This is a genomic window from Collinsella sp. An2 (assembly GCF_002160065.1).
In the GTDB taxonomy this organism is placed as follows: domain Bacteria; phylum Actinomycetota; class Coriobacteriia; order Coriobacteriales; family Coriobacteriaceae; genus Limicola.
Window position 1 is genome coordinate 13625 of sequence record NZ_NFJW01000003.1, and the last position, 21739, is coordinate 35363.

Consider the following 21739-nt stretch of genomic DNA (forward strand, 5'->3'; position numbering starts at 1 on the left):
CTCCGCGATTCGGTGACTGGCGGGCAAATTAACGCTCGCGGAAATTAAGCCTCGATTGTCGAGGGGGAGAGCGTGGCTTCGAGCGGTTGCCGCACGATGCCGAACGGGGTGCGTTGGGATTCTTGGCCCAGCGGGTTTGAGCGAAGGGTGTCCATGAGCTCGCGGTCTGATATCGGCAGACGATAGGATCCAAGGACCTCTCCGCCCAGGTCGTTGATGTCTACGATGGCGATACCGATATTGCCGAGGGCGTCCGAGAGCTCTCTCGCCGCGCCGTCGGGGTCGAGCGGGGCAAGCGAGACGCAGGTGTTATACGGTGGCAACGTATAGGAGCACGGTCCGTCGATGGATGAGGCGCGACGGCCGGCGACCCGGTAGAACCACCCGCGCCGTCCCAGGAGCTTGCCTAAGGCTCCCACGGCGGCGGCGAGCAAGATGCGCACCGCCCCGCATTCGCGCAGGGCCATCTCCATGGTTTCGGGTATGCCGAGCCCGATGCCCGCGGGGGTCTTGGTGACAAAGCGCGAGAGCAGGCGGGCGAGCGGGCGCGCGGATATGTTCGCTACGGGAATAGCCCGGCCTTGCGTGCAACCGAGCGCCTTCTCAGATACAACGAGCACGTCTCCGGGCTGCAGGTGCGGCGCAACGTAGCGGACGGCGGCCTCCACGATGGAATCATGTGCGCCCAAGGTGTGCGTTTGAATGGGGATGCAGGTGGGACGGGCGATGCTGTGCGCTGCGCCGTTTTTCTTGGCTGCGCCGCTTGGTGCGTAATGGGTGCGAGAAGGGGAGGCAACGGGGCGAGGGGAGACAACGGTCGGCATGGTGGTTCCTTTCCAACTGCAATAGTTGTCGTTGCAGTTAGACCATAGGAACGAGCCCATTAATCTCGCATTAAGCGAGCGCTAACGTTGTCTGATCGAAGGCGGAAGATGTGGGGTGCAACAATATCTCAGCTGTGCCCCGCTTTTTCTTTCCGTTCGGTGGTGTTGTGTTGGGCGTGTTTCCGAAAGAGGACAGGGGGCCGATTGAGGGTTATTCGGAGCGTCCAGGCGGGACAATACTTCCCAAAAGGTGCTCGACCCCAATGGGGTGTGCTTGGACCGTCTTTCGAATGGGTGGGCCGTGATACATGGTTGCCCCTGCGGGAGGGGATAAGAGCGCAAAGCATCGGTCGCGAGCTTGTGGAGGCGATCGGCATGAACGTCAGCTTGAGGACTTGGCGTATCGTGGCAGTAGCTGTGGCGGTGGTGGCCGCCATGGGCATAGGCATGTATTGGAACTGGTATCAGGCTGAGGGATACATGCTCTATCTGGCCTATCCGACAGCGTTGGCGCAGTATCTGGCGGCCCCGGTGCTTGCGCACGCGCTTGCGTTCGCGGTGTTCTCGCTGCCTGTGTTCGGTGGCGCGAGGGAACCGGTGCGCAAGCCTCTGCTTATTGTCTCCCTTGTCCTGTGGACGGCGTATCTCGCATGGTTCATCTTGACGATGGGCTCGGGCATGATCGGGGACCCGGTATACTCGCTCCTTGCGCAGTCGATTCTTGTTGTTCAGCCTCTCCTGCCCTGGGTGCCCCTGCTTCTCGGCATCCTCGCCGGTCTTGCCGCCAAACGGTAAGAGTTCTCAGGCAGTCATAGAGGCACAACAGAAATCGGGCGCCGGCCGGAGAGCTTCCAGCCGGCGCCCGTGGCGCTACCTGCGGGATATCGGTGACGGCTACGCCGTTGCGTCCTCGTCCAGCATGCCGTCCAGCGTGCGCCAGGCAAGTTCGGCGCATTTCACGCGGGCGGGCATATGCGAGATGTCCTTGAGCTGGGCGGCCTCGTCCAGGTCCTCGTAGTCTTCCTCGGTGAGCTCCTCGCCGCGAATCATGGCAAGGAAGAGCTCCGAGAGGCGCTTCGCCTCCTCAACGGTCTCGCCGGTGATGAGGTCGGCCATGATGTCGGCCGAGGCCTGGGAGATGGCGCAGCCGTGGCCGGTGAAACTTGCCTCCTCGATGACGCCGTTCTCGACGCGCAGCTGTAGCGTGAGCTCGTCGCCGCAGCTGGGGTTGATGCCGTCGTGCGTGTGCGTGGGGGAGTCCATCTCGTACTTGTAGTCGGGGTGCGAGTTGTGCTCCATGAAGGTGGTCGAGGTATAGATGTTCCCCATGCGGTGTACTCCTTGCGTCTGACATTGGGGACGGGTACATTTGGCAGAGGGTCCCGCCCTCTGCCAAATGTACCCGTCCCCAATGGCTGTTAATGGAAGGTTGACCAGACGGTCTTGAGGCCATCGATGAACGCGTCGATATCGGCGCGGTCGTTATAGAAGGCCAGGCTGGCGCGGCAGCATGCCAGGTTCTCGCAGCCAAGCCAGGAGAGCAGCGGCTGCGCGCAGTGGTGGCCTGCGCGGATGCATACGTTGTTCATGTCCAGGATGCTTGCGACGTCATGCGGATGGATACCGCGCACGTTGAAGCTGATCACGCCGTGATGACGGTCCCAGTAGATCGATCCGAGGATATCCACCCACGGCAGCTCGACCAGGCGGCTCATGGCGTAGTGCACGAGCGCCGCCTCACGCGCCTGGATGGCGTCGTAACCCACCTGGTTCACGAGGTAGTCGAGCGCGACGCCTGTGGCGTAGATGCCTGCCGCGTCCTGTGTGCCGGCCTCGAACTTTTCGGGCACAGGGGCCCAAACGGCGCTCTCCTCGGTCACGGAGTCGATCATCTCGCCGCCCGTAAGGAGGGGCTGCGCCTGGTCGAGCAGCTCCAGCTTGCCCCAAAGCACGCCCACGCCCATGGGGCCAAGCGCCTTGTGCGCTGAGAATGCCAGGAAGTCGGCGCCCAGGGCACGCACATCGACCGGCATGTGGGGGACGGACTGCGCAGCGTCGACCACCATGTAGCCGCCGTTGGCATGGACGGCGCGGCTCAGCTTCTCAATGGGGACGCGGCATCCAAGCACGTTGGACACCTGGGTCGCTGCCACGATTTTGGTCTTGGGTCCGATTTTTGCCGCAATCTCGTCGTCGGTCAGCTCGCCTGTCTTGGTCGGACGAAGATAGACAAGCTTCGCGCCGGCGGCGCGGCATGCCTGCTGCCAGGGGATGAGGTTGGAGTGATGCTCCATGATTGTGATAGCTACCTCGTCGCCCGGCTCAAGAACGGTGGGTGCGAACGCCTTGGCAACCAGGTTCAGGGACTCGCTGGTGTTGCGCGTGAAGACGATCTCGTTCGCGCGCGGCTTGCCCTGCTCGTCAACAGCGCCAATAAGCTGGGCGATCTGAGAGCGCACGGCGGCAATGGCCTCGGTCGCTTCGACCGAGAGCGAATACAGGCCACGAAGCGGGTTGGCATTCATGGTCTCGTAGAATCGCTTCTGCGCATCAAGCACGCAGGCGGGGCGCTGAGCGGTGGCCGCGCTATCGAGAAACACAATGTCTGGATGCGTGGTGAAAAGCGGGAAGCTCGGCTTGTAGGGATTGGTCTCGATGTCGACGCGAGGCCAGGCACGAGAGGCCTCGTCAGAGGCGTCTACAAACGCGCCAGACGGAGCGGTGCAGGTATCGCAGGAGACGTGTTCGGTATCGATCATGCAAGGTCCTCCTCGAAATCCGGGAAGAGAGCAGCGCCCAGTCGGCGCACGTTGTCGCGGATGGTGTCGTCGGGCGCCCCCAGATAGGCGTCTTCCAGTTTGGCGCGCATAAACAGACCCTCGGCAGCCTCGGGCGAGATGCCGCGGCTCGCGAGATAGAAGAGCTGATCGGGACGAACGTGGCCGATCGTGGCGCCGTGGTTGCCCGCAACGTCGTCCTCATCGCACAGAATCGTGGGCACCGTCTTGTTGTCTACGCCCTGGTTGGCCAAAAGAACGGTCTCGCGCTCGGTTCCTTCGGATCCCTTGCAGCCATGAATGAGGTCGATCGTGCCGCGCAGGACCTTCTTCGAGGTGCCGGCGAGCACGCCGTTGGCCATGATCTGGGACACCGTCTTGCGGCCGCGGTGACGGACCACATAGTTAAAGTCGCGCACGTCGGAGCCGGCGGCAAGGTAGCGGGTGTCGATGTCGATGCGCGCAGTGTCGCCACGGAGGTCGGCGGCAAGTCCGGTCGCAACGAAGCCGCCTCCCAAGACCACGTGGCGCACGTTGACGCGGGCGCCTTCATCGAGCACGTAGCCCGAATCGTCGACGACGGTGAAGCCGGCGTCTGCAGTCACGTAGACCGTGACGTTCACATGGGCGTGCGCGCCTGCGAACACGCGTAGCTCGGAGCCGATGAAACCCGTCGTTCCCTCGGCTGCGGACCCCTGCGTCTCGCTGGTGCCGTCAAGGGAGATGACGACGTCAAGGGTTGATCCCGCTGCTGCGACGACGTCGATGCTCGCCGCGCCGGCCTCGCCCTGAACGCCGCGCAGGTGTACGGCAGCCTGTTCCGTTGCATCGGGCTTGGCGGCAAACGTTACGGTCTCGCCAGCAAGAAAGTTGAGGTAGGAGCGCGCATCAATGCCCACGCCGGTCTCAAACGAGGCGGCGACGTCGCCGGCGACCTCGTCGAGCGTCGCGCGCCGCTGATAGGCGGAAAGGGCCGGCAGGTCGAGGTCGCCCAGGTCGGCGGCATCGTTCGCCTCGGCTGGCCGGGCGTTCTCACCCCGGGCGCTGCGGACGCAGGCGCGCGTGTCGTCGGCGTCCGTGCGCTCGGCATCGATGCGCTCCTGCAGCCCGGCGATGGCGCCCTCGAAGCTTTCGCTCGTCGAGGTGAGCTGTTCGCCCGCGTCGATGCCCATCATGCCACCCCGAGCAAGGTCGGCCGGAACGGCGATGGTCGTATCGTTCATGCGCAACCAGCTCCACGTGGGTGCCGGCATGGCTGCGGCGTGTCTGATTTTCAGAGCGTCCATCTAGCGGGCACCCCTTTCGTTTTCAAAGTGGCTGCGTGGCTCGGGCGTTTGCAATGCCCCGGATCGCCGTGAAAGAGAGACGGCACGTACATGGGCGTGCGGGCCTCGACCGAGCGGCTGGGCAGAGCATAGGGGACGGCCGTGGGTGTACGTCATCCGATAGCCCCTTCCATCTCCAGCTTGATGAGGTTGTTCATCTCGACGGCATACTCCAGCGGCAGCTCCTTCGAGACGGGGTTGGCGAAGCCGTTCACGATCATGGTGCGCGCCTCCTCCTCGGAGATGCCACGGCTCATGAGGTAGAACACCTTGTCGTCGCCGATGCGGCCGATGGTCGCCTCGTGGCCCACATCCACGTTCTTGGCGCGGATGTCCATAGCCGGAATGGTGTCGCTGCGGCTCTCGTCGTCGAGCATAAGCGACTGGCACGAGACGGTTGCCTGGGAGCCTTCGGCATCCGGCGTGGCTACGATGGAGCTGCGGAAGGTCTGGATGCCGCCGCCTTTCGAGATGCCCTTCGTCTCGACGGACGCAGTGGTCTCGGGGGCTGCAAGCACGACCTTGGTGCCGGTATCGAGGTTCTGGCCGGCTCCGGCGAAGGTGATGCCCGTGAAGGAGCTCTTGGCACGGCGACCGGCAAGCACGCTCATGGGGTAAAGGTAGCCGACGTGGCTGCCGAAAGAGCCCGACACCCACTCGATCTCGCCCTCTTCGTCCACGCGGGCGCGCTTGGTGTTGAGGTTATACATGTTCTTGGACCAGTTCTCGATCGTGGAGTAGCGCAGGTGTGCGCGCTTGCCCACGAAGAGCTCCACGGCTCCGGCGTGGAGGTTGGCCACGTTGTACTTAGGTGCCGAGCAGCCTTCGATGAAGTGCAGGTCGGCATCGTCCTCAACGATGATGAGGGTATGCTCGAACTGGCCAGCGCCCTTGGCGTTCAGGCGGAAGTAGCTCTGCAGGGGGAACTCCAGCTTGGTGCCGGCGGGCACGTACACAAACGAGCCACCCGACCACACCGCGCCGTGAAGTGCGGCAAACTTATGGTCCGTCGGCGGGATGAGCGTCATGAACTTCTCGTGGATGAGCTCTTCCCACTTCGGTTCGTGGAGCGCCTCCTCGATGCCGGAGTAGACGATGCCCATCTTGGACGCGGTGTCCTGCATGTTGTGGTACACGAGCTCCGAGTCGTACTGGGCGCCCACGCCGGCCAGGTAGCTGCGCTCGGCCTCGGGGATGCCCAGGCGCTCGAAGGTGTTCTTGATGTTGTCGGGCACTTCGTCCCATGTGGCCTGCTGGTCGGTGTTGGGCTTCACGTAGGTGACGATGTTGTCCATGTCGAGCCCGTCGATAGACGGCCCCCACGTGGGGTTGTTCATGCTGTGGTAGATCTCGAGCGACTTGAGGCGGAAGTCGAGCATCCATTGCGGCTCGTCCTTGCGGCGGGAGATCTCGGTCACGATTTCGGGGGTGAGGCCAGCGTCGAGACGCTCAAAGCCTTCCTCGGAGTCGCGGAAGTCGTAGAGGCTGCGGTCGATATCCGCGACCTCGGTGCGCTGCTTTGCCATGACGCCCCCTTAGCGGGTCTCGGCTGCGGCGTCGTCAGCCGCCTGCTCGAAGGACTCAAAGCCGTTCTCGTCGATCCAGGGGATGAGCGAGGCGTCGTCGTGGCGGACCATATGGCCGCCCACCATGACGTGCACGCGGTCGACATCCAGGTGTTCCAGGATGCGCGTGTTGTGCGTGATGATGATGAGGGTGCCGTCACAGCTCTTGCGGTAGAGGTCGATGCCGCGCGAGACGACGCCGAGGGCGTCGACGTCCAGCCCGGAGTCGGTCTCGTCCAGGATGGCAAGCTTCGGCTGGAGCAGCAGGAGCTGGAGCATCTCGACCTTCTTCTTCTCGCCGCCCGAGAAGCCCACGCCCAGCTCTCGATTGAGGTAAGACGGGTCCATGTCGAGCGCAGCGCAGAGCTCCTTCATGCGGCGACGGAACTCCTTGCCGCGCATCTCCAGACCGGGTCGGCCGGCGATGGTGGCGCGCAGGAAGCTCGACAGCGGAACGCCGGGAATCTCGACCGGTGCCTGAAATGAAAGGAAGATGCCTGCCCGCGAGCGCTTGTCGGGGGAGAGGTCGGTTATATCCTCGCCGTCGAACTGGATGGTGCCGGCGGTTTGCGTGTACACCGGGTCGCCCATGATGAGATGGCCGAGCGTCGACTTGCCTGCGCCGTTAGGGCCCATGAGAACGTGGGTCTCGCCGGCGGCGACGTCGAGGTCGATGTCGTGGAGGATGGCCTTCTCGTCCACCGAGGCACAGAGGCCCTGAATGGAGAGGAGGGGAGACGTGGTGGTCATATCATGCCTTCCTGAACGGTCGGTTCGCTGCGGCCAGCGGGCTTGTTGGCATGGACGCGAAGCGGAATCCGTAAACCCTATGATTTCTCTCGGATTAAGGATAAGATGATGGCGGTTTCAGTCAAGAGCCAACCCGCGCATTCTACGAGAAATGCTACTTGGGATACATTGTTTTGGCTGCTCTCGTACCCACCGGTGCGATGCGGGCCAGACGGAGGGACCTCATGCTCATCTCTTCCAAAGGGCGCTACGCTTTGCGCCTCATGATCTATATCGCCGCCTTCGGTGGACCCCACGGCAAAGTGGCGCTGCGCGAGGTGGCAGATGGCGAGGACATTTCGCTCAAGTATCTGGAGCAGCTCGTGCGACCGCTCATGCAGGCGGGGCTGCTGCGCAGCGTGCGCGGCAAAGGCGGCGGCTACGCGCTTGCTCGTCCTGCGGAGGAGATTCGTGCGGGGGATATCCTGCGTGTGGCGGAGGGCACGACGGCCCCCGTTGCCTGCGAGGGCCTGGAAGGTGCCTGTGCTCGCGCGGGACTGTGCTCAACCGTGAAATTCTGGACGGGATTGGACGCCGTGATCGAGCAGTACGTGGATGGCGTCACCCTGGCCGACCTTGCTCGCGTGCCCGAGATTGATCTGGACGTCGACCTCACTCATATACAGGCATAGCTCACGTTGGTGGGTTTGGTGCTGCCGAGGACAAAAATAACGTGCGACCCCCTAAAGCTGTGAGAATCGTGTCATACTGTGGGGAAACTGCACGGAAACGCCGCAAGAATGCGCTTGAATCGAACCACGTCCAGCTTGCCTGTTGGCAGTAAGGAGGACCCCCCATGCAGCTTTCTCATCGCGCTGTCGTTGTTGGTTGCGCCCTGGCGGTGTCGCTTGGAGCCGCGCCTCAGGTCGTGCTCGCGGCCGAGGCCGATGTCGCGGCAGCTGCCCAAGACCAAGCCGGCCGCCTTCCCGAGCCGGCTGCCTACGACAAGGCGGATTTCTATGAGGATGCTGCCGACGGGCGTTCCATCGAGCTGCTCGCCTCGTCGCTCTCGCCGGTCTACCTCTCCGACGAGATGAAGTACTTCACCAAATATGAGAGCCACAGCAACTATGACCAGGGCTTCTCCTATGGTGACGGCTACAATGCGCTTGGCTACTATCAGTTCGATCGCCGCTACTCGCTCGTGGGGTTCATGACCGACGTGTATAACTATGACCCGGCGACGTACAGCATGTTTGCAGCGGTGATTGCTCGAGGAAACGAGCTTTCGGACGGCACTGTCTCGCTGTATGATTCCGAAACCGGCAAGCTTACCGAGATCGGGCAGCTTGCTGAGGATGCGTGGCATGCGGCGTATGCTGCGAACCCGCGTGAGTTCTCTGCTCTTCAGGATGCATGGGCATACAACAACTACTATGCCGTCAGCGAGCGGTGGCTGCGCAATAACCTGGGCATCGACATGACTCAGCGTGCGGACTGCGTCAAGGGTCTTGTGTGGAGCATGACCAACCTCTTTGGAACGGGCGGTGTGCGCGACTTCTTCAACTACGCTTCCCTGCGCAGCGACATGACCGATCGTGAGATGGTAAACGCGCTGGTAGACGCCATCGTCAACAATATTGTTGCCGAGTATCCCAACCAGACGCAGTATCACAAGGGCTGGATCTCTCGCTACGAGCGCGAGCGCGCCGACTGTCTTGCCTATATCGAGGCGGACGAGGCGCAGGACGGCGGCTCAGGAACCCCGGCGCCTCCTGCCGAGCCCGAAGAGCCGTCGCAGCCCGAGACGCCCTCTACGCCCGAGGTCCCCAATGCGGGCATCGAGACGCTTAGCTCGTTTGCGGATTATGTCGCTACTGCGTGGTACGCCGTGAACCCCGACGATCTGAGCTATACGGTTTCACATGGCTTTATGTCCGGCTATGCGGACGGAAGCGGGGAGTTTGGTTTTGAGAAGGCCATTACGCGCGGTCAGGTCGTGGTGATTCTCTGGCGTATGGCCGGCTGTCCGAAGGCCGATGCACGGGATTTTATCGATGTCGACTATGACGAGTTTTACGGAGACGCCATCGAATGGGCTCGCTACGTAGGCGTTGTGAGCGGCTTCTCCAATGAGAGCGGATCGCTGAACATCTTTGGGCCGGATATGACCATCACGCGCCAGGAGCTCGCGGTCATGCTCATGAACTACGCGTCGAAAGTTGGTAGGTTGGACACCTCGAGCAACCTTGCCGCCGCCAGCTCGATGAGTGGGTGGAACCAGGTTGGATCTTGGGCGCAGGCAGCTATGGGCTGGGCGGTCGATAAAAAGATCATCACGGGGTCGGTGCAGGGCGGTGTGGCGCAGCTGCTTCCCGAGGGCACCGCGACGCGCGCCCAGGCCGGCGTGATGGTCGCTCGCCTGTATCGCGACGTGTTGAGCTAGCATCTGCATAAAATAGCAGTCATTTTGTATCGAATCCCGGCGCCTCTTCGTGGCGCCGGAATTTTTTCACGGTTGCGCGGCGTGAAGTGTGCAAAATCTCGAGTTTTCGGCTCTAAAGAGGGGTCGAATAATAGAGAATTACCTCATATCGTCCAACTACTAACCCCTCTTTGGTGCAAAAAGCTTGATACATTGCTGTCAAAAGGCGTCTGGAGAGCCGAAAACTTGAGATTTTGCACAGGTTGAAGAAAGCTCTATGAAACTTCGCCATTTGGTCCAAGGTCAGCGCTGTTGTAGCGCATAGGATCGGGCGTGCCCGCCGGTTTGCTGCCCCTCGATGCCGGGGTCGCCCTCCAAATGAGCAGTCCGAGCGCGATGGCGAAAAAGATCGACCAGATGCGGCAGCTGAACACGGGTATGTGTACCACAGCGTGCGTGCTCATGACTAACGTGTAGAGCGGAATAAACGCCATGGGTAGGGCAAGCGTAAACAACCTGCCCCACGAGAGTGCGGGCGTGCTGGCATGGCGTGCTTTCGATGTTCTGCCCTGCACATTTTCAATGATGAGCAGGGTGACGGTGGCGATGACGGCGATAGCAAGTACCGGGGAATTGAGGACCATGTATCCAAGCGGGACAATGAGCGCAAAGAGCTGGGGCGAGAGCAGGTAGAAGCTCTGTTGCCAGGCCGCCCAGTCGGGACGCGGAAGTTCTCCGTGCTCGCTTGTCCAGACACCCATCTCGTTAAGCACGTTGTGCATGACTTCCTCAGGCCCCAGAGTGATTGCGGCAAGCGCCCATTTGGCAACCCAGGTCACAAGAAATCCCACCAAGAAGGCTGCAGTGAGCAGTGCGATGGTCGTGATGCGAGTCCGCACCGGCGTGTCAGGGCGGTCGAGCGCGACGGTTCCGCTAAACACGAAGAGTGCGAGCATGGCGGCAGGAATGGTTAGGAAATCCAGGAAACAATAGATGGCGCCGCTTGCGAGGGCGATTAGACAGAGTAGACGCCGGGTTTCGAGCGGACCGGAACGGCTGATGTGCCCCGCCCTCAGTACAAGTGCGCTGGCAACGATGACGGAGGCGCTTGAGATGCCGAGGGTGAGGTCGGCTGCGAAGTTGTAGGCAAAGCCGGTGGCAAGAAATGCAGTCGCGGCGAACACAAGGGAGGCTATCGTCCCCATGTGGCAAGATAGCTCGTAGGTGAACCACGCGATGGAGCCAATCAGTAATACGAAAACGATGGCCTGTACCCCAGGAATGCCGCCGGCGAGCAGTCCGAGGTCGGTGAGAAGCTGCCAGCCATGCCAATATCGAAAATAGTCAAAAGTCGTGGTCGAGCCATCGGGGTTGCGGTCGTCGATTCTGGCTTGAACGGATGTGGCGAACGGGTTGCCCGCATCGTGTTGTTCGGCGATTTGCGGTATGAAGCGGTTGTTGTCATAGCTTACCGGTGCGGTCAGGATTCTATGATCGTACGAATAGCGGCGAGAAAGCAGGGGAGACTCCCACGCGTCTTCAGCGCGCGCTGTCAGAGTAGCCCGTGGCAGCGAACTTGCCGCGATGTTGCTAGCGGTAAAGAGCGCTTGCAGTATGACGAGGCACATGATCGATGCGAGCAAGAATGTTCGCCGATTCAGGTCTCTGTGCGCAGCGTGCGGCATCTCAGGCCCCCGTCCGTGAGATTGTCTGACAGCACGTATAGTATGACGCTGTCTGGTAGAGCTGAGATGCTGTATTGAAGAATTGTCGAAATGTGCGTGTTGCGTATTCCGGCGGGCGATGGGTGTGAGGAAATGGCTGCGCTGTCATCGTGGGTGTCGGCGAGTTGCGAATTGCTATGCTGGAGAAGGGCTCAAGAGAGGGCTTGGGAGTTTGAGCACAGGCACGCAATAGCGAATGGAGCCTGGCCGAGAAGAATGGGGAAACGATGCCAGACGTTTTTGAGCCGAAGAACATCGTCGTCACCGGCGGCTGCGGCTTCATCGGCAGCAACTTCGTGCGCTGGGTGTTGCGGGAGCAACCGGATGTTCACGTGACGGTGCTCGACAAGCTGACCTACGCCGGCAACCCCGAGAACATCGCGGGGCTTCCCGCCGACAGGGTCGAGCTCGTGGTGGGCGACGTCTGCGACGCGGCGCTGGTGGACCGGCTCGTGTCCTCGGCCGACGCCGTCGTGCACTACGCCGCGGAGTCCCACAACGACAACTCGATCGCCGACCCCGCGCCCTTCGTGAGGACCAACGTGGAGGGCACCTTCACCCTCATCGAGGCCTGCCGCAGGCACGGCGCGCGCTATCACCACGTCTCGACCGACGAGGTCTACGGGGACCTCGCGCTCGACGACCCCGCGCGCTTCACCGAGGAGACGCCGTACCGCCCCTCGAGCCCGTACAGCTCGACCAAGGCCAGCTCCGACATGCTGGTGCGCGCCTGGCACCGCACCTACGGCGTGCGGGCCACGATATCGAACTGCTCCAACAACTACGGCCCCTACCAGCACGTGGAGAAGTTCATACCCCGGCAGGTCACCAACATCCTCGACGGGCGACGCCCCAAGCTCTACGGCGACGGCCGGAACGTCCGCGACTGGATCCACACCGACGACCACAGCTCCGCCGTGTGGGCCGTCCTCACGAGGGGCCGCATCGGGGAGACCTACCTCGTCGGGGCCGACGGCGAGAGGTCGAACATCGACGTGCTGCGCGCCATCCTGCGCGCGATGGGCAGGCCTGAGGACGACTTCGACTGGGTGCGCGACCGCCCGGGCCACGACCGGCGCTACGCCATCGACCCGACGAAGCTCCGCCGCGAGCTCGGCTGGGAGCCGACGCACACCGACTTCGCCTCCGGCCTGGAGCAGACCATCGCATGGTACCGCGACCACGAGTCCTGGTGGCGTCCCGCCAAGGAGGCTACCGAGAAGAAGTACGCCGCCCAGCTGCAATAGGCAGGTCTTTCTGTTGGTTATCCGGCCGAGCATACCCTACGGCGAACGGGGGCGCCGCTTGGGGTATACTCGTAGCGAGCAGAAGGTTTTAAGCCCTCCTGTGAGACATTAGTTTTTGTGGGTGATGCCCACGCCGAACAGCCGTCTCCACGAAAGGCGGCTGTTCCCATATGCGTCGAGCATCACCCGCCCCCGGCCTAGCCGAGGAGCAGCTCGTAGGCCAACAGAACCAGCGCTACCAGGACAGCCGCCGAGAGCAGCAGCTGCGTGAGCTCTTTCATGGGATCCCTCCATCTACCCCGTTGGACTCGGAGGGCACCGCCCGTTCGCGTATCTACATTATAGTGCATGTACCTGCAAGAAAAAACATATGTTCGATATCTATTGAGGGACTTCGCAGGCCGAATGTCGCTGTAGCATAGAGCCGTTCTTCTGCATTTCTAGTTCGAAGCTGTTTCTTTCGAACGTTTCGCGTTTGCCCAGCATTGGGAATGAGGATTCCATTGCATGCCTGCCAACTCGCCGTGTAGAACAGGATTCAGCCATGACGCTACTGCGGTTTCTGATTCGGTGACATCGGCAAGTTCGGTCGGTATCTGAGCCCCTTGGGCCTCCTTCTTGTAGGAGGCCGCTTTTGTTGTCTTCCAATCCGACGGGACGCGAATCGCATTAATGCGTTCCATATGGCGCAACGTCACTTCTCGACCGATCTTCTTCAACAGCGCGTCGGCATCAACCGTATCGGTTAGTTTAGAAATGACCAAATCAACCAGATCTTTTACGCGCGATGAGGGGATGCCGTCATAGACCTGCATCATTGCGCAGACCTTATCCGCTATTCTCTCCTCGATGGTTTGTAGCGCATAGTCATATGTGGTAAGCCCAGCGATGTCGAGTCTGCTGGCGGGGGATACCAGCACGAATTCATCCGGAGGGGTCTGGTCTACAACAAGGTCTATCCCGATGGCGCTGAGGTGCTTCGTTTTCCAAGGACGGGGATGAACTCAACTCTCATGCCTGTCCTATATTCTTGAGAAACCGGAATGGCGCACGCCCTGTAAAACCGAAAGTCAATGAAATCGTGAAGATCGATTGAGGCAAGTTCTTTTAGGTCTTCAAGAGCTTGATCGATTTCGACAGCGACGTCGACCAAATCGATGTCCTTCGTTTCTCGCGCATCGGCCCTTCTGGCAAGCTGGCTCTGGCCTCCCTTCAGAACGAATCTGGGATGAGGCTCGCTGAAAATCCTGCAGAGCAGCCTGTCTCTATAGAACCCCGCGATTTCCCTCCCGGTGTCTCTAGGGGTTCTTCGCGCCGCAGCTTTAACGGCCTGCTCCAAAGCTTGCGCACTCGAATAGCCTCGTTCGCTCATCCTTCCGTTCCTCCAGGTTGTTTGTCGGATGGGTTCTTTTGAACCGGGGCAGCATTCTCCGCAGCGTTGATGCCGGCGATAATGCTTGCTACGGTATTTTGTAGGGCATTTTGATTGATGAACGAGGAGACTGTATTCATCAGCTCGGAGAGGGCATTCACTGAAGAGAGTACATCAGGGTGAACGCCGCTACTCTTAACAGCCTTTGCAGCGCTAGCAACAGCCTTTTCATAGCCTGCGGGCACGGATTTGTTCACCATATGAGACAGTCTCACGGCATCCTGCAGCACAGATGAAGACTCAAGTACTCTAACGAACTGGTCGATGGATGAGTTGAGTGCCGCCGGAATGGCGCTTTTGCCGAGCAGGTTTTCGGCAAAAGCGGTGCCGTTCTCGTACCCATACGAGCGGCAAAGCGGGCCAAGTAGAACCGCAAGGCGCTTCTCATCGAATATATGGCCGGACGAAGCCGCCTGCTCGAGATAATCATCGATGAGGCTGGGCTCTTCCTCGAGACGCAGCAGGTCGGCTAGTGTTCGTTCTGGGGTTGTGGAGGGGATGCCGTATGTAAGGTCGATGTCCTGCTCGTCAACCGGTTCATGAAGCAGTTCGAGTTCTTTTCGAGTGCTTCGTTTACCTTCCGCTACGACGAAGCAATAGGGTGACTCGTAAAAATCTCCAAAGCCCTGGAGGCATGAGGCCGTTCGTCCGCTTGCTATAGCGTCGTACGGTTGAGAGGACAGCCGTTCGAATGCGGTTTTCTTTGGATAGAGGGAGAGCCACGCCGCCTTCGTGGCCGCATGAGCAGTTTCCACGCCTGTGGTTACACGATATGTTCCATATGCGACGGGTTCGATTCTGCCGTCATTTGCCATGCGAGCAAGTTGGTTCCTGCTGACCCCAATGTTCACGGCTTGAGCCGAAGTGAACAGCCCCCATTGCCCCGAGGCCAGTTCGTACAGCTTGTCTATGTTTCCTCGTCTGCTCATAGCAAGATTATACACTTATAAATATATAAACCTGCAATAACGAGAGTGAAACGCGTCGATTTTCCTGGAGATCAACCAAGCGCAATTGAGGCGGCGTCGAGCATACCCTGCGGCGAACGGGGCGCTGTAGGGCATGCTCGTAGCGCGCAGAAGGTTTTAGCCCTCCTGTTTGAGGTTTTCATTGTGGGTGAGCCCACGCCGAACGGCCGTCTTTGCAGAGGTGGCTGTTCCCTTGTCGCGCGACCCCACACGGTCCGATCGCCTCCTCCTCGGAAGCAGAATCAGGATGATCGTCATGGCAGCGAGGGCAGCGAGCACCTTCGACAGCTCGGTGGCTCTACGATCACGGGATCCCTAATTTTGGTTGGGACGCGGCCTGTGCCCGAGCTGCGCGTCCTGTGGCCGAGTTGCGTACGCCCTGTCCGAGTTGCATGCGCTACGTTCAAGTTGCGTGCTGCATTTCAAAGTTGCGCGCGCTCCCAAAGTTGATAGAGGGTTTCGGGCACTTTCACCTTTAAAACGGGATGGGAGTGGCCCAATCGGGCTCGCAACTTTCGCCAGTCGCACGTAATTTGAAAACAGGGTACGCAACTCGAGAACGGGATATGTAGCCCGCGCGGAAGGAGGGGTGTGGGCGGGGCGGCCGGAGCCCTCCACGGCGCCATGAGGCATGGAGTTGGAAAGCGGTGAAGTTTGATCAAGGCGAATGACCGGGATGCGTCTGGTCTCCCGTAGATGGGCACAGTATGAAGGGGTTTGGTCTGGCGGCGCTCCTAGTAGCTCCCCGTCTAACGCCGAGTTCAGATAGCAGGGCGAAATGTCTGACTGATGCGGGAAGAATATATGAGCACTAGAAAGGATCCCGGCGTCCCTCGCGGCGCCGGGATCCTTTCGTTATTGCTGCCCTCTTCGCATGCACGGTCGAGACGCACATAGATAACGCTCCCGGAATTGATACAAGTCCGCCTTGGCGGTCATGCTATAACGCGTGTAGAGACAAGCTTCTTGCCGGCGCTGAATATGCAATGCCGAGGGGGAGTTGACGTGGTTAGATCGTCAAAGGGAAAGAGAGGGGGTTGCTTACCCATGCCGCTTGCCGGGCATGTGCCGCCGGTATGGCCGCGGCGCTTGTTTGTTCGTTTTGTCCAGCGCAGGCATCGGCCGATGAGATGACGAGCATCTCGGACGGTGCTCCTGGGCTGGGAGTGGCCGAGGTACAGCCTAACGTGCCTCTGCGTTTCTGCTGTCCGATGCCGCAGCATATTGCTCCGGTGAAGCGTCGGACAGCGTCTCGCATAAGCGGGTGGGTCCTGGTGAGTTCATGGGCGCGGGAGTCCATGGCGTGGGCGGTCAACGAAGGCGTCCTTGGCGGCGTATCGACGAACCAAGGTCCGCGGCCGCAACCTCAAGGCATTGTGGGTCGTCCGCAGGTGGAGAACATGGCTGTGCGCCTGCACCGTAATGTTTTTGCCGTTAGGTTTGAGGTTTTCTTAGAGTTGACGTTGTGGTTCGGATATTCGTCGAGGAGTTGATCCTATTGAAACGAATGCTTGGCATAGCCTGTGCGGGCGTCATCATGGCTCTCATGGCTGCGTTCGCGACGCCTGTATTCGCGCTGGAGGAATCCGCGGATGTTCCCGATGATGTGAGTGCCCAGATTCTGGACGCACAGCCCACCGCTGCGAATCCTGAAATCGTGGTTCGACCTCATGTAGCGAATCTTGGCTGGTTGGATTCCGTCGCTTCGGGTGAGGTGGCAGGGACCACAGGACGAGGCCTTGCCCTTGAGGCGGTGCAGATCGATGTGGGCGGGCTGAGCGAGGGCTCTTCGCTTGAGCTCTCAGGCCATGTTTCGCAAATAGGATGGCAGGATTGGCAGACGGGTTTTGCAGGTTCAACGGGAAGGGCGCTTGCTCTGGAGGCGCTGCGAGTCCGTTTGACCGGTCCCGATGCCGATTCCTACGACGTGTGGTATCGGGTTCACGCGAGCAATCTCGGTTGGCTTGGATGGGCATGTAACGGTGCCCCAGCTGGTTCTACGGGACTTGCCTGTCAGCTCGAGGCGGTTGAGGTCATCGTTGCCCCCAAGGGTGCGGCGGCTCCCGGCGACAGTGCGCGCCCCTTTGTCGAGGCGCTTTCATCGGATGCTGTTGCGACATCGTACTCGCAGGTCGATGAAAGCACGTCCGTATTGGTGGTGCCAGATTTCATCGAGCAGCTTGCGGCGTCAGGGGTCACCGACATTTCTGTGGTGGCGACGATGTCCTACAAGGGAGTCGAGACGCGCCGCGTCGAATCCACATGCTCTCTTGCAGAATGTGCATCGCATGGCATGACGGTGGATATGGGCACGTACGGACCGTTCATGGTGACTGTTACCTATCGTTCGAATGGCTTGGCGCTTGGAGCGTACCAGAGCGAGGTAGGGGTGACCGCCTCGACATATAACCTTGCACCGCTTTCTGCGACCTTCCCAGTGGTGCTCTATTCGTTGTCGTATTGGGACATTTCGAATGCGGCGGACGGAAGCACTATTCCATCCATTATCATGCTCGATCGTCCGTCTGCCTACGATTGGGACGCTCTGCCCTCCGGTATGTATGGCATGCCCTATCTTACCGATGAGGCCATTCGTACAAGTTCCAATTACGACGCCTTTGCCGACTACATCGGTGACCTGTACCGCTTGGACCCCTCGTCTCATTTCAATTTGTATCTAAACGATATTACCTGCTCATGCATACATCCGATGATCTATGCCAACGGTATCCCACAGGGCTCCTATTCCATCAGGCTGCTCTCCGATGGCTCGGCCACCTATTTGTTTACCAATGAGGCGTTTGCGTGTGCCGATCCCGAGGCGAAGCAGAATGAGCTCGTACAGAGCTGGGAGCGGGCCCGCGACGAAGCGTATGCGAGCGGTCGGGCGTCTTCGGATTACGGTTTCCATGATCATTGGGATTCTATGTATGCAGTGCTTGCGGTAGAGCCGGGATCCGAGTGGTGGATGACGCGCACCAATCTGTTTACCAGCGGTGATGACAATGCATTTGCTTCTCAGATCGCATCCAACCCAGGTGTGATCCAAAAGAACATCGCTTCGATGCTTACCGCGCTCGAGGAGCGCGGGCCCGATACGGTCGATGCGTTCGTGTCGCTCTACGACTTCAACGACGGCTATTTCGACGATGCCGCCTCAGCGGGCAAACAGGTCATGCTGCTTCTGGGAACATATGTGCAGAACGAGACCGATTTTGAAGCATATGCCGACATAACCAAGCTGTATTATGGTGATGCTTACGAGTATTACTATAAGGGGCATCCCAATACGCCCACGGGCCTTCATCCAGAAAAGCAGCAACAGCTCGACTCTATGGGCATCACCGACGTTGACTCTTCGATTGCCGCTGAGCTTATCCTGTTCTTCAATCCAGATGTTGTACTTTCTGGATATGGGTCGAGCACGTTTAATTCGGCGACCCCTGCTATGGCGGGAGGTTTGTTCGCCATTGATAAGGCAACGGCGCTGTCGTCAGAGAGCGGCGTGGACTACTCCGGCATAGATTGGTTCGCGTCCCCGATCACCGAAGACACCGACCCCGACATCTTGGCACTTTGTCCGGAAGGTGCTACCTGCCACCTGATGGAGTTCTCGGACGAGGTCCTTGCAGGCTCCGACTTCGATATCGCGATTTTCAACGATGGTGCTCGCTCACTTACTTATTACGCTCTGACAGACGATGGATACGTTCCGGTTCGAACGGTTGAGGATGCGAACATTGCCGTTTCCGGCTCTGCACACGTGTCGGATATAGGTTGGCTCAAGGAATCGGATGCGTCCGTGCTGGTGGGAACAACCGGTCAAGCTCGGCAGCTCGAGGCGTTCACGCTCAATGCCCCCCAACTTGCAGGTCCTCTTACCTACGAGGCTCACGTCGAAGATATTGGATGGCAAGGACGTCGAGCTTCTGGAGAGATCGCTGGCACAACCGGGGAGGGGCGTGCCGTCGAGGCGGTATGCATTGAGCTATCCGACGAGGACGCTCGCTCTTATGACGTGTGGTATCGCGCGCACGTTTCAAACGTCGGATGGCAGCAATGGGTATGTAACGGCCAGGTTGCGGGAACTACCGGTCAATCGCTACCCATGGAAGCGTTCCAGGTGCTGGTGCTCCCGAAGGGTTCTTCGGCGCCAGATGCCTAGCGCCTTGCGCGGGATGGCGTCGATGCGTCTGTCGTGATGCGTGCGTAACCGAGTGGATACGTTCGTGTGCTATAACGGCATCATCGAGAGCACGGGTCTGTTCGACAGTGATGACGTTGCTGCACAGGAGAACACTGGTTTTCCTTTATTGCGTCGGACGTTTTGCAGAGGAGAGGATTTTCACGAAGTAGCTTCATCGGAATGTGAGGGGGATGGTATGAGAAATCGAAGATGGCGAATCGTTGGGGTTCTTGCTGCCGGGTTGCTGCTGGCCGGTATGCCAACAATGGTTATGGCCGAGAGCAATCAGGGGTCTACTGTCACCGTTGATCATGACGCCTACGTCGATACGCCTCAAACTGATGAGGGAGATTCGCTCTCGGATACGTTACCCAGTGAGCTGGCCGAGACGCCTGCGGACTCCATTTCATCCGATCAAGGTGCTGTGCTAGGACCTGATGACACCCAGGCTGATGCGGATGGGCTTGAGAGCTCCCAACAGCCCGCTTCCGATTCCGGGACAGCGTCGGAGGATATCGACCTTTTGGAAACCTCGTTGCCTGCGCCGAAGCTGGCAGTTGAGGCCCATGTTTCGGAATTGGGGTGGCAGCAGGCGGTAGGCAGCGGAGATGTTGCTGGAACGACGGGGAAGGGCTTGGGTCTCGAAGCTCTCAAGGTGTCGTTCGCGAATGCTCTGCCAGATGGATTCGAGGACTCACATATCGAACTCCGTGGCCTGGTTCGCAGCGTTGGTTGGCAGGACTGGCAGGAGGGAACAGCAGGAACAACGGGCCAGTCGCACGCGTTGGAGGCGTTGCAGGTAAGGCTCTCGGGTCCCATCGCCGAGTCATTTGATATTTGGTATCGAGTCCATAGCGCCGAGTTGGGCTGGTTGGGCTGGACGTCCAATGGAGAGATGGCAGGGACTTCGGGATACAATCTCGATGTGCAGGCTGTTCAGATTCAGATATTGCCCGCAGGAAGTGCCGCGCCGGGCAGCATCGATCGGCCGTTTGTCGCGCCCGCCGTGTCCTTTAGCTCTCATATCGCTGACGTAGGATGGGTGAATGGCGTCTCGGATGATCAAGGAGCCTCTATTCTTATCGGCTCTACCGGTCAATCTCATCATCTAGAGGCCTTTACCCTTGCTCTTCCGGAATTGACGCTTGCCGGAAACGGCTCTGTTACCTATGCCGCACATGTCTCCAATATCGGTTGGCAGTCGGCAGTGGCAGACGGGGCTATCGCCGGCACAACGGGGCGCGGGCTACCCGTTGAGGCGGCAAACTTCAAGCTTACGGGCGAGCTATCAAATCGATATGATATTTGGTACCGTGCGCACCTTTCCAACATCGGGTGGCTTGGCTGGGCTTGCAACGGCCAAAATGTCGGTTCTGTAGGACTCTCGATTCCGGTCGAAGCTCTTGAGATTCGTATCGTTTCGAAAGGTTCTGCTGCGCCGGGAACGACGACAACCCCTCTTCTTGAAGTGCCTACGCTGTCCTACGCTGGTTACTCTCAGGGTGCTTGGCAGTCTCCCGTCACTAATATGGGGGTTGCAGGAACAACGGGCGTCGGGGCGCCTCTTGAAGGTCTCACGATTGCGTACGAAGGCGTTGTGCCGGGCACCGTTTCGTATCGCGCGCACGTAAGCGATGTCGGCTGGATGAACGAGGTGAGCAACGGGGCTTCCACCGGCGTTCCTGGCCAAGGACATCAGATCGAGGCGGTTGCCATCTCGCTAGGTGGAGAGGCTCAGAAATACTTCGACGTCTGGTATCGCGTCCATGTGGAGGGCTATGGCTGGCTTGGGTGGACCTGCAACGGCCAATATGCGGGCACCTCAAAGATCGGCTTCCAAGTCGAAGCTATTCAGATCAAGGTAACGGGTAAGGGGGCACCCGCTCCCGGTGATACCAGCTGGTCCTATTTTGAATACCTACGGTATATCGGTTGGCAAAACCCACCACAGTATCCGCAGGTCAGCAATCAGACCGTGGTGCTTCCCAGCTACTGCACCGGAGCGTTTACCTACGTTTCGCCGTCTCAGATTCCCTATAACGCCACACGCGAAGACTGCGTCAACGCGTTCATCAGCCGTGCGTATGACTATTTAGGAACGCAGTACATCGAGCCGTGGTCTACCGCTCCGGGCGGAGCTGTCGATTGTTCTGGATTGGTGTTGCAGTGCCTGTATGCCACGGGTATGGATATGGGCTGGTACAACCCCTACAACCATCGCTGGCTGCCGTCCCAAACCTACAACTCTATGAACTGGTATAGGAACAACACGTTCATGCCGGTCAGCGTTTCCAATATCAAGCGCGGCGACGTCGTCTATTACTCGGGCCACATCGCCATCTATCTTGGTGGAGGGCTCATTATCGACTCCTGGCCGCGCCAGGGCGTGACCATTCAGTCAATTAATAGCCGAGGCCGGGTGATTGGTGCCGCGCGTCCCTATGTCGATTAGGCACGAAATTTGAGGTCGTGAGAAGTAATGGTGAGGAATACCCACGTTTTTCGAATGGCAACCATAGTAAGACGTATGGCGATGT

16 protein-coding genes are annotated in these 21739 nt (G+C 59.6%); 6 read left to right on the top strand and 10 right to left on the bottom strand.

Features of this window, described 5'->3' with window-relative positions:
- Positions 1-44 precede the first annotated feature (44 nt).
- A complete protein-coding gene (locus tag B5F33_RS03010; protein ID WP_087410318.1) occupies positions 45-824 on the bottom strand; it encodes a coenzyme F420-0:L-glutamate ligase in 780 nt (259 codons plus the stop codon).
- A gap of 405 nt (positions 825-1229) precedes the next feature.
- Between B5F33_RS03010 and B5F33_RS03015 the strand changes: the two genes are divergently transcribed.
- Positions 1230-1619, top strand: a complete 390-nt coding sequence (locus B5F33_RS03015) for a hypothetical protein (protein ID WP_158095293.1) — start codon at positions 1230-1232, stop codon at positions 1617-1619.
- A gap of 99 nt (positions 1620-1718) precedes the next feature.
- Here the strand turns inward: B5F33_RS03015 and sufU are convergent, their stop codons facing one another.
- The 5 genes from sufU to sufC all read right to left on the bottom strand — a co-directional run bounded on the left by sufU (position 1719) and on the right by sufC (position 7241).
- A complete protein-coding gene (sufU, locus tag B5F33_RS03020) occupies positions 1719-2153 on the bottom strand; it encodes a Fe-S cluster assembly sulfur transfer protein SufU (RefSeq protein ID WP_087410320.1) in 435 nt (144 codons plus the stop codon).
- A gap of 89 nt (positions 2154-2242) precedes the next feature.
- Positions 2243-3583 (bottom strand): SufS family cysteine desulfurase, encoded by a 1341-nt coding sequence (locus tag B5F33_RS03025; protein WP_087410321.1) that lies wholly within the window; start codon positions 3581-3583, stop codon positions 2243-2245.
- Positions 3580-4887 (bottom strand): SufD family Fe-S cluster assembly protein, encoded by a 1308-nt coding sequence (locus B5F33_RS03030; protein WP_087410322.1) that lies wholly within the window; start codon positions 4885-4887, stop codon positions 3580-3582. The genes B5F33_RS03025 and B5F33_RS03030 overlap by 4 nt, the downstream gene beginning before the upstream one ends.
- Before the next feature lie 152 nt (positions 4888-5039).
- Positions 5040-6452 (bottom strand): Fe-S cluster assembly protein SufB, encoded by a 1413-nt coding sequence (sufB, locus tag B5F33_RS03035; protein WP_087410323.1) that lies wholly within the window; start codon positions 6450-6452, stop codon positions 5040-5042.
- 9 nt (positions 6453-6461) lie between these two features.
- Positions 6462-7241 (bottom strand): Fe-S cluster assembly ATPase SufC, encoded by a 780-nt coding sequence (gene sufC / locus B5F33_RS03040; RefSeq protein WP_087410324.1) that lies wholly within the window; start codon positions 7239-7241, stop codon positions 6462-6464.
- A 224-nt stretch (positions 7242-7465) separates the two neighbouring features.
- Here sufC and B5F33_RS03045 point away from each other — a divergent pair, with 224 nt between their 5' ends.
- Together B5F33_RS03045 and B5F33_RS03050 are read left to right on the top strand one after the other, a co-directional pair.
- Positions 7466-7912 carry an Rrf2 family transcriptional regulator gene (locus B5F33_RS03045; protein ID WP_087410325.1) on the top strand — a complete coding sequence of 149 codons (447 nt, stop codon included), beginning with the start codon at positions 7466-7468 and terminating at the stop codon, positions 7910-7912.
- 164 nt (positions 7913-8076) lie between these two features.
- Entirely contained in the window at positions 8077-9666 is a 1590-nt protein-coding gene (locus B5F33_RS03050; RefSeq protein ID WP_087410326.1) for an S-layer homology domain-containing protein, read from the top strand.
- A gap of 254 nt (positions 9667-9920) precedes the next feature.
- Here B5F33_RS03050 and B5F33_RS03055 read toward each other — a convergent pair whose 3' ends face one another.
- A complete protein-coding gene (locus B5F33_RS03055; RefSeq protein ID WP_143757930.1) occupies positions 9921-11288 on the bottom strand; it encodes a hypothetical protein in 1368 nt (455 codons plus the stop codon).
- 308 nt (positions 11289-11596) lie between these two features.
- Here B5F33_RS03055 and rfbB point away from each other — a divergent pair, with 308 nt between their 5' ends.
- Entirely contained in the window at positions 11597-12616 is a 1020-nt protein-coding gene (rfbB, locus tag B5F33_RS03060) for a dTDP-glucose 4,6-dehydratase (protein ID WP_087410328.1), read from the top strand.
- Positions 12617-13056: 440 nt separating this feature from the next.
- Here rfbB and B5F33_RS03065 read toward each other — a convergent pair whose 3' ends face one another.
- Genes B5F33_RS03065 through B5F33_RS03075 form a run of 3 tightly spaced genes read right to left on the bottom strand, consistent with a single transcriptional unit; the run spans position 13057 to position 14977 of the window.
- On the bottom strand, positions 13057-13536 hold the full coding sequence (locus tag B5F33_RS03065; protein ID WP_343215918.1) for a hypothetical protein: 480 nt from the start codon (positions 13534-13536) through the stop codon (positions 13057-13059).
- A 35-nt stretch (positions 13537-13571) separates the two neighbouring features.
- A complete protein-coding gene (locus tag B5F33_RS03070; RefSeq protein WP_087410330.1) occupies positions 13572-13988 on the bottom strand; it encodes a nucleotidyl transferase AbiEii/AbiGii toxin family protein in 417 nt (138 codons plus the stop codon).
- Positions 13985-14977, bottom strand: coding sequence for a type IV toxin-antitoxin system AbiEi family antitoxin domain-containing protein (locus B5F33_RS03075; RefSeq protein WP_087410331.1), 993 nt, complete (start codon positions 14975-14977; stop codon positions 13985-13987). The genes B5F33_RS03070 and B5F33_RS03075 overlap by 4 nt, the downstream gene beginning before the upstream one ends.
- 1546 nt (positions 14978-16523) lie before the next feature.
- Here B5F33_RS03075 and B5F33_RS03080 point away from each other — a divergent pair.
- Together B5F33_RS03080 and B5F33_RS03085 are read left to right on the top strand one after the other, a co-directional pair.
- A complete protein-coding gene (locus B5F33_RS03080; RefSeq protein WP_087410332.1) occupies positions 16524-19181 on the top strand; it encodes a hypothetical protein in 2658 nt (885 codons plus the stop codon).
- 64 nt (positions 19182-19245) lie between these two features.
- On the top strand, positions 19246-21654 hold the full coding sequence (locus tag B5F33_RS03085) for an NlpC/P60 family protein (RefSeq protein ID WP_158095294.1): 2409 nt from the start codon (positions 19246-19248) through the stop codon (positions 21652-21654).
- Positions 21655-21739 lie beyond the last annotated feature (85 nt).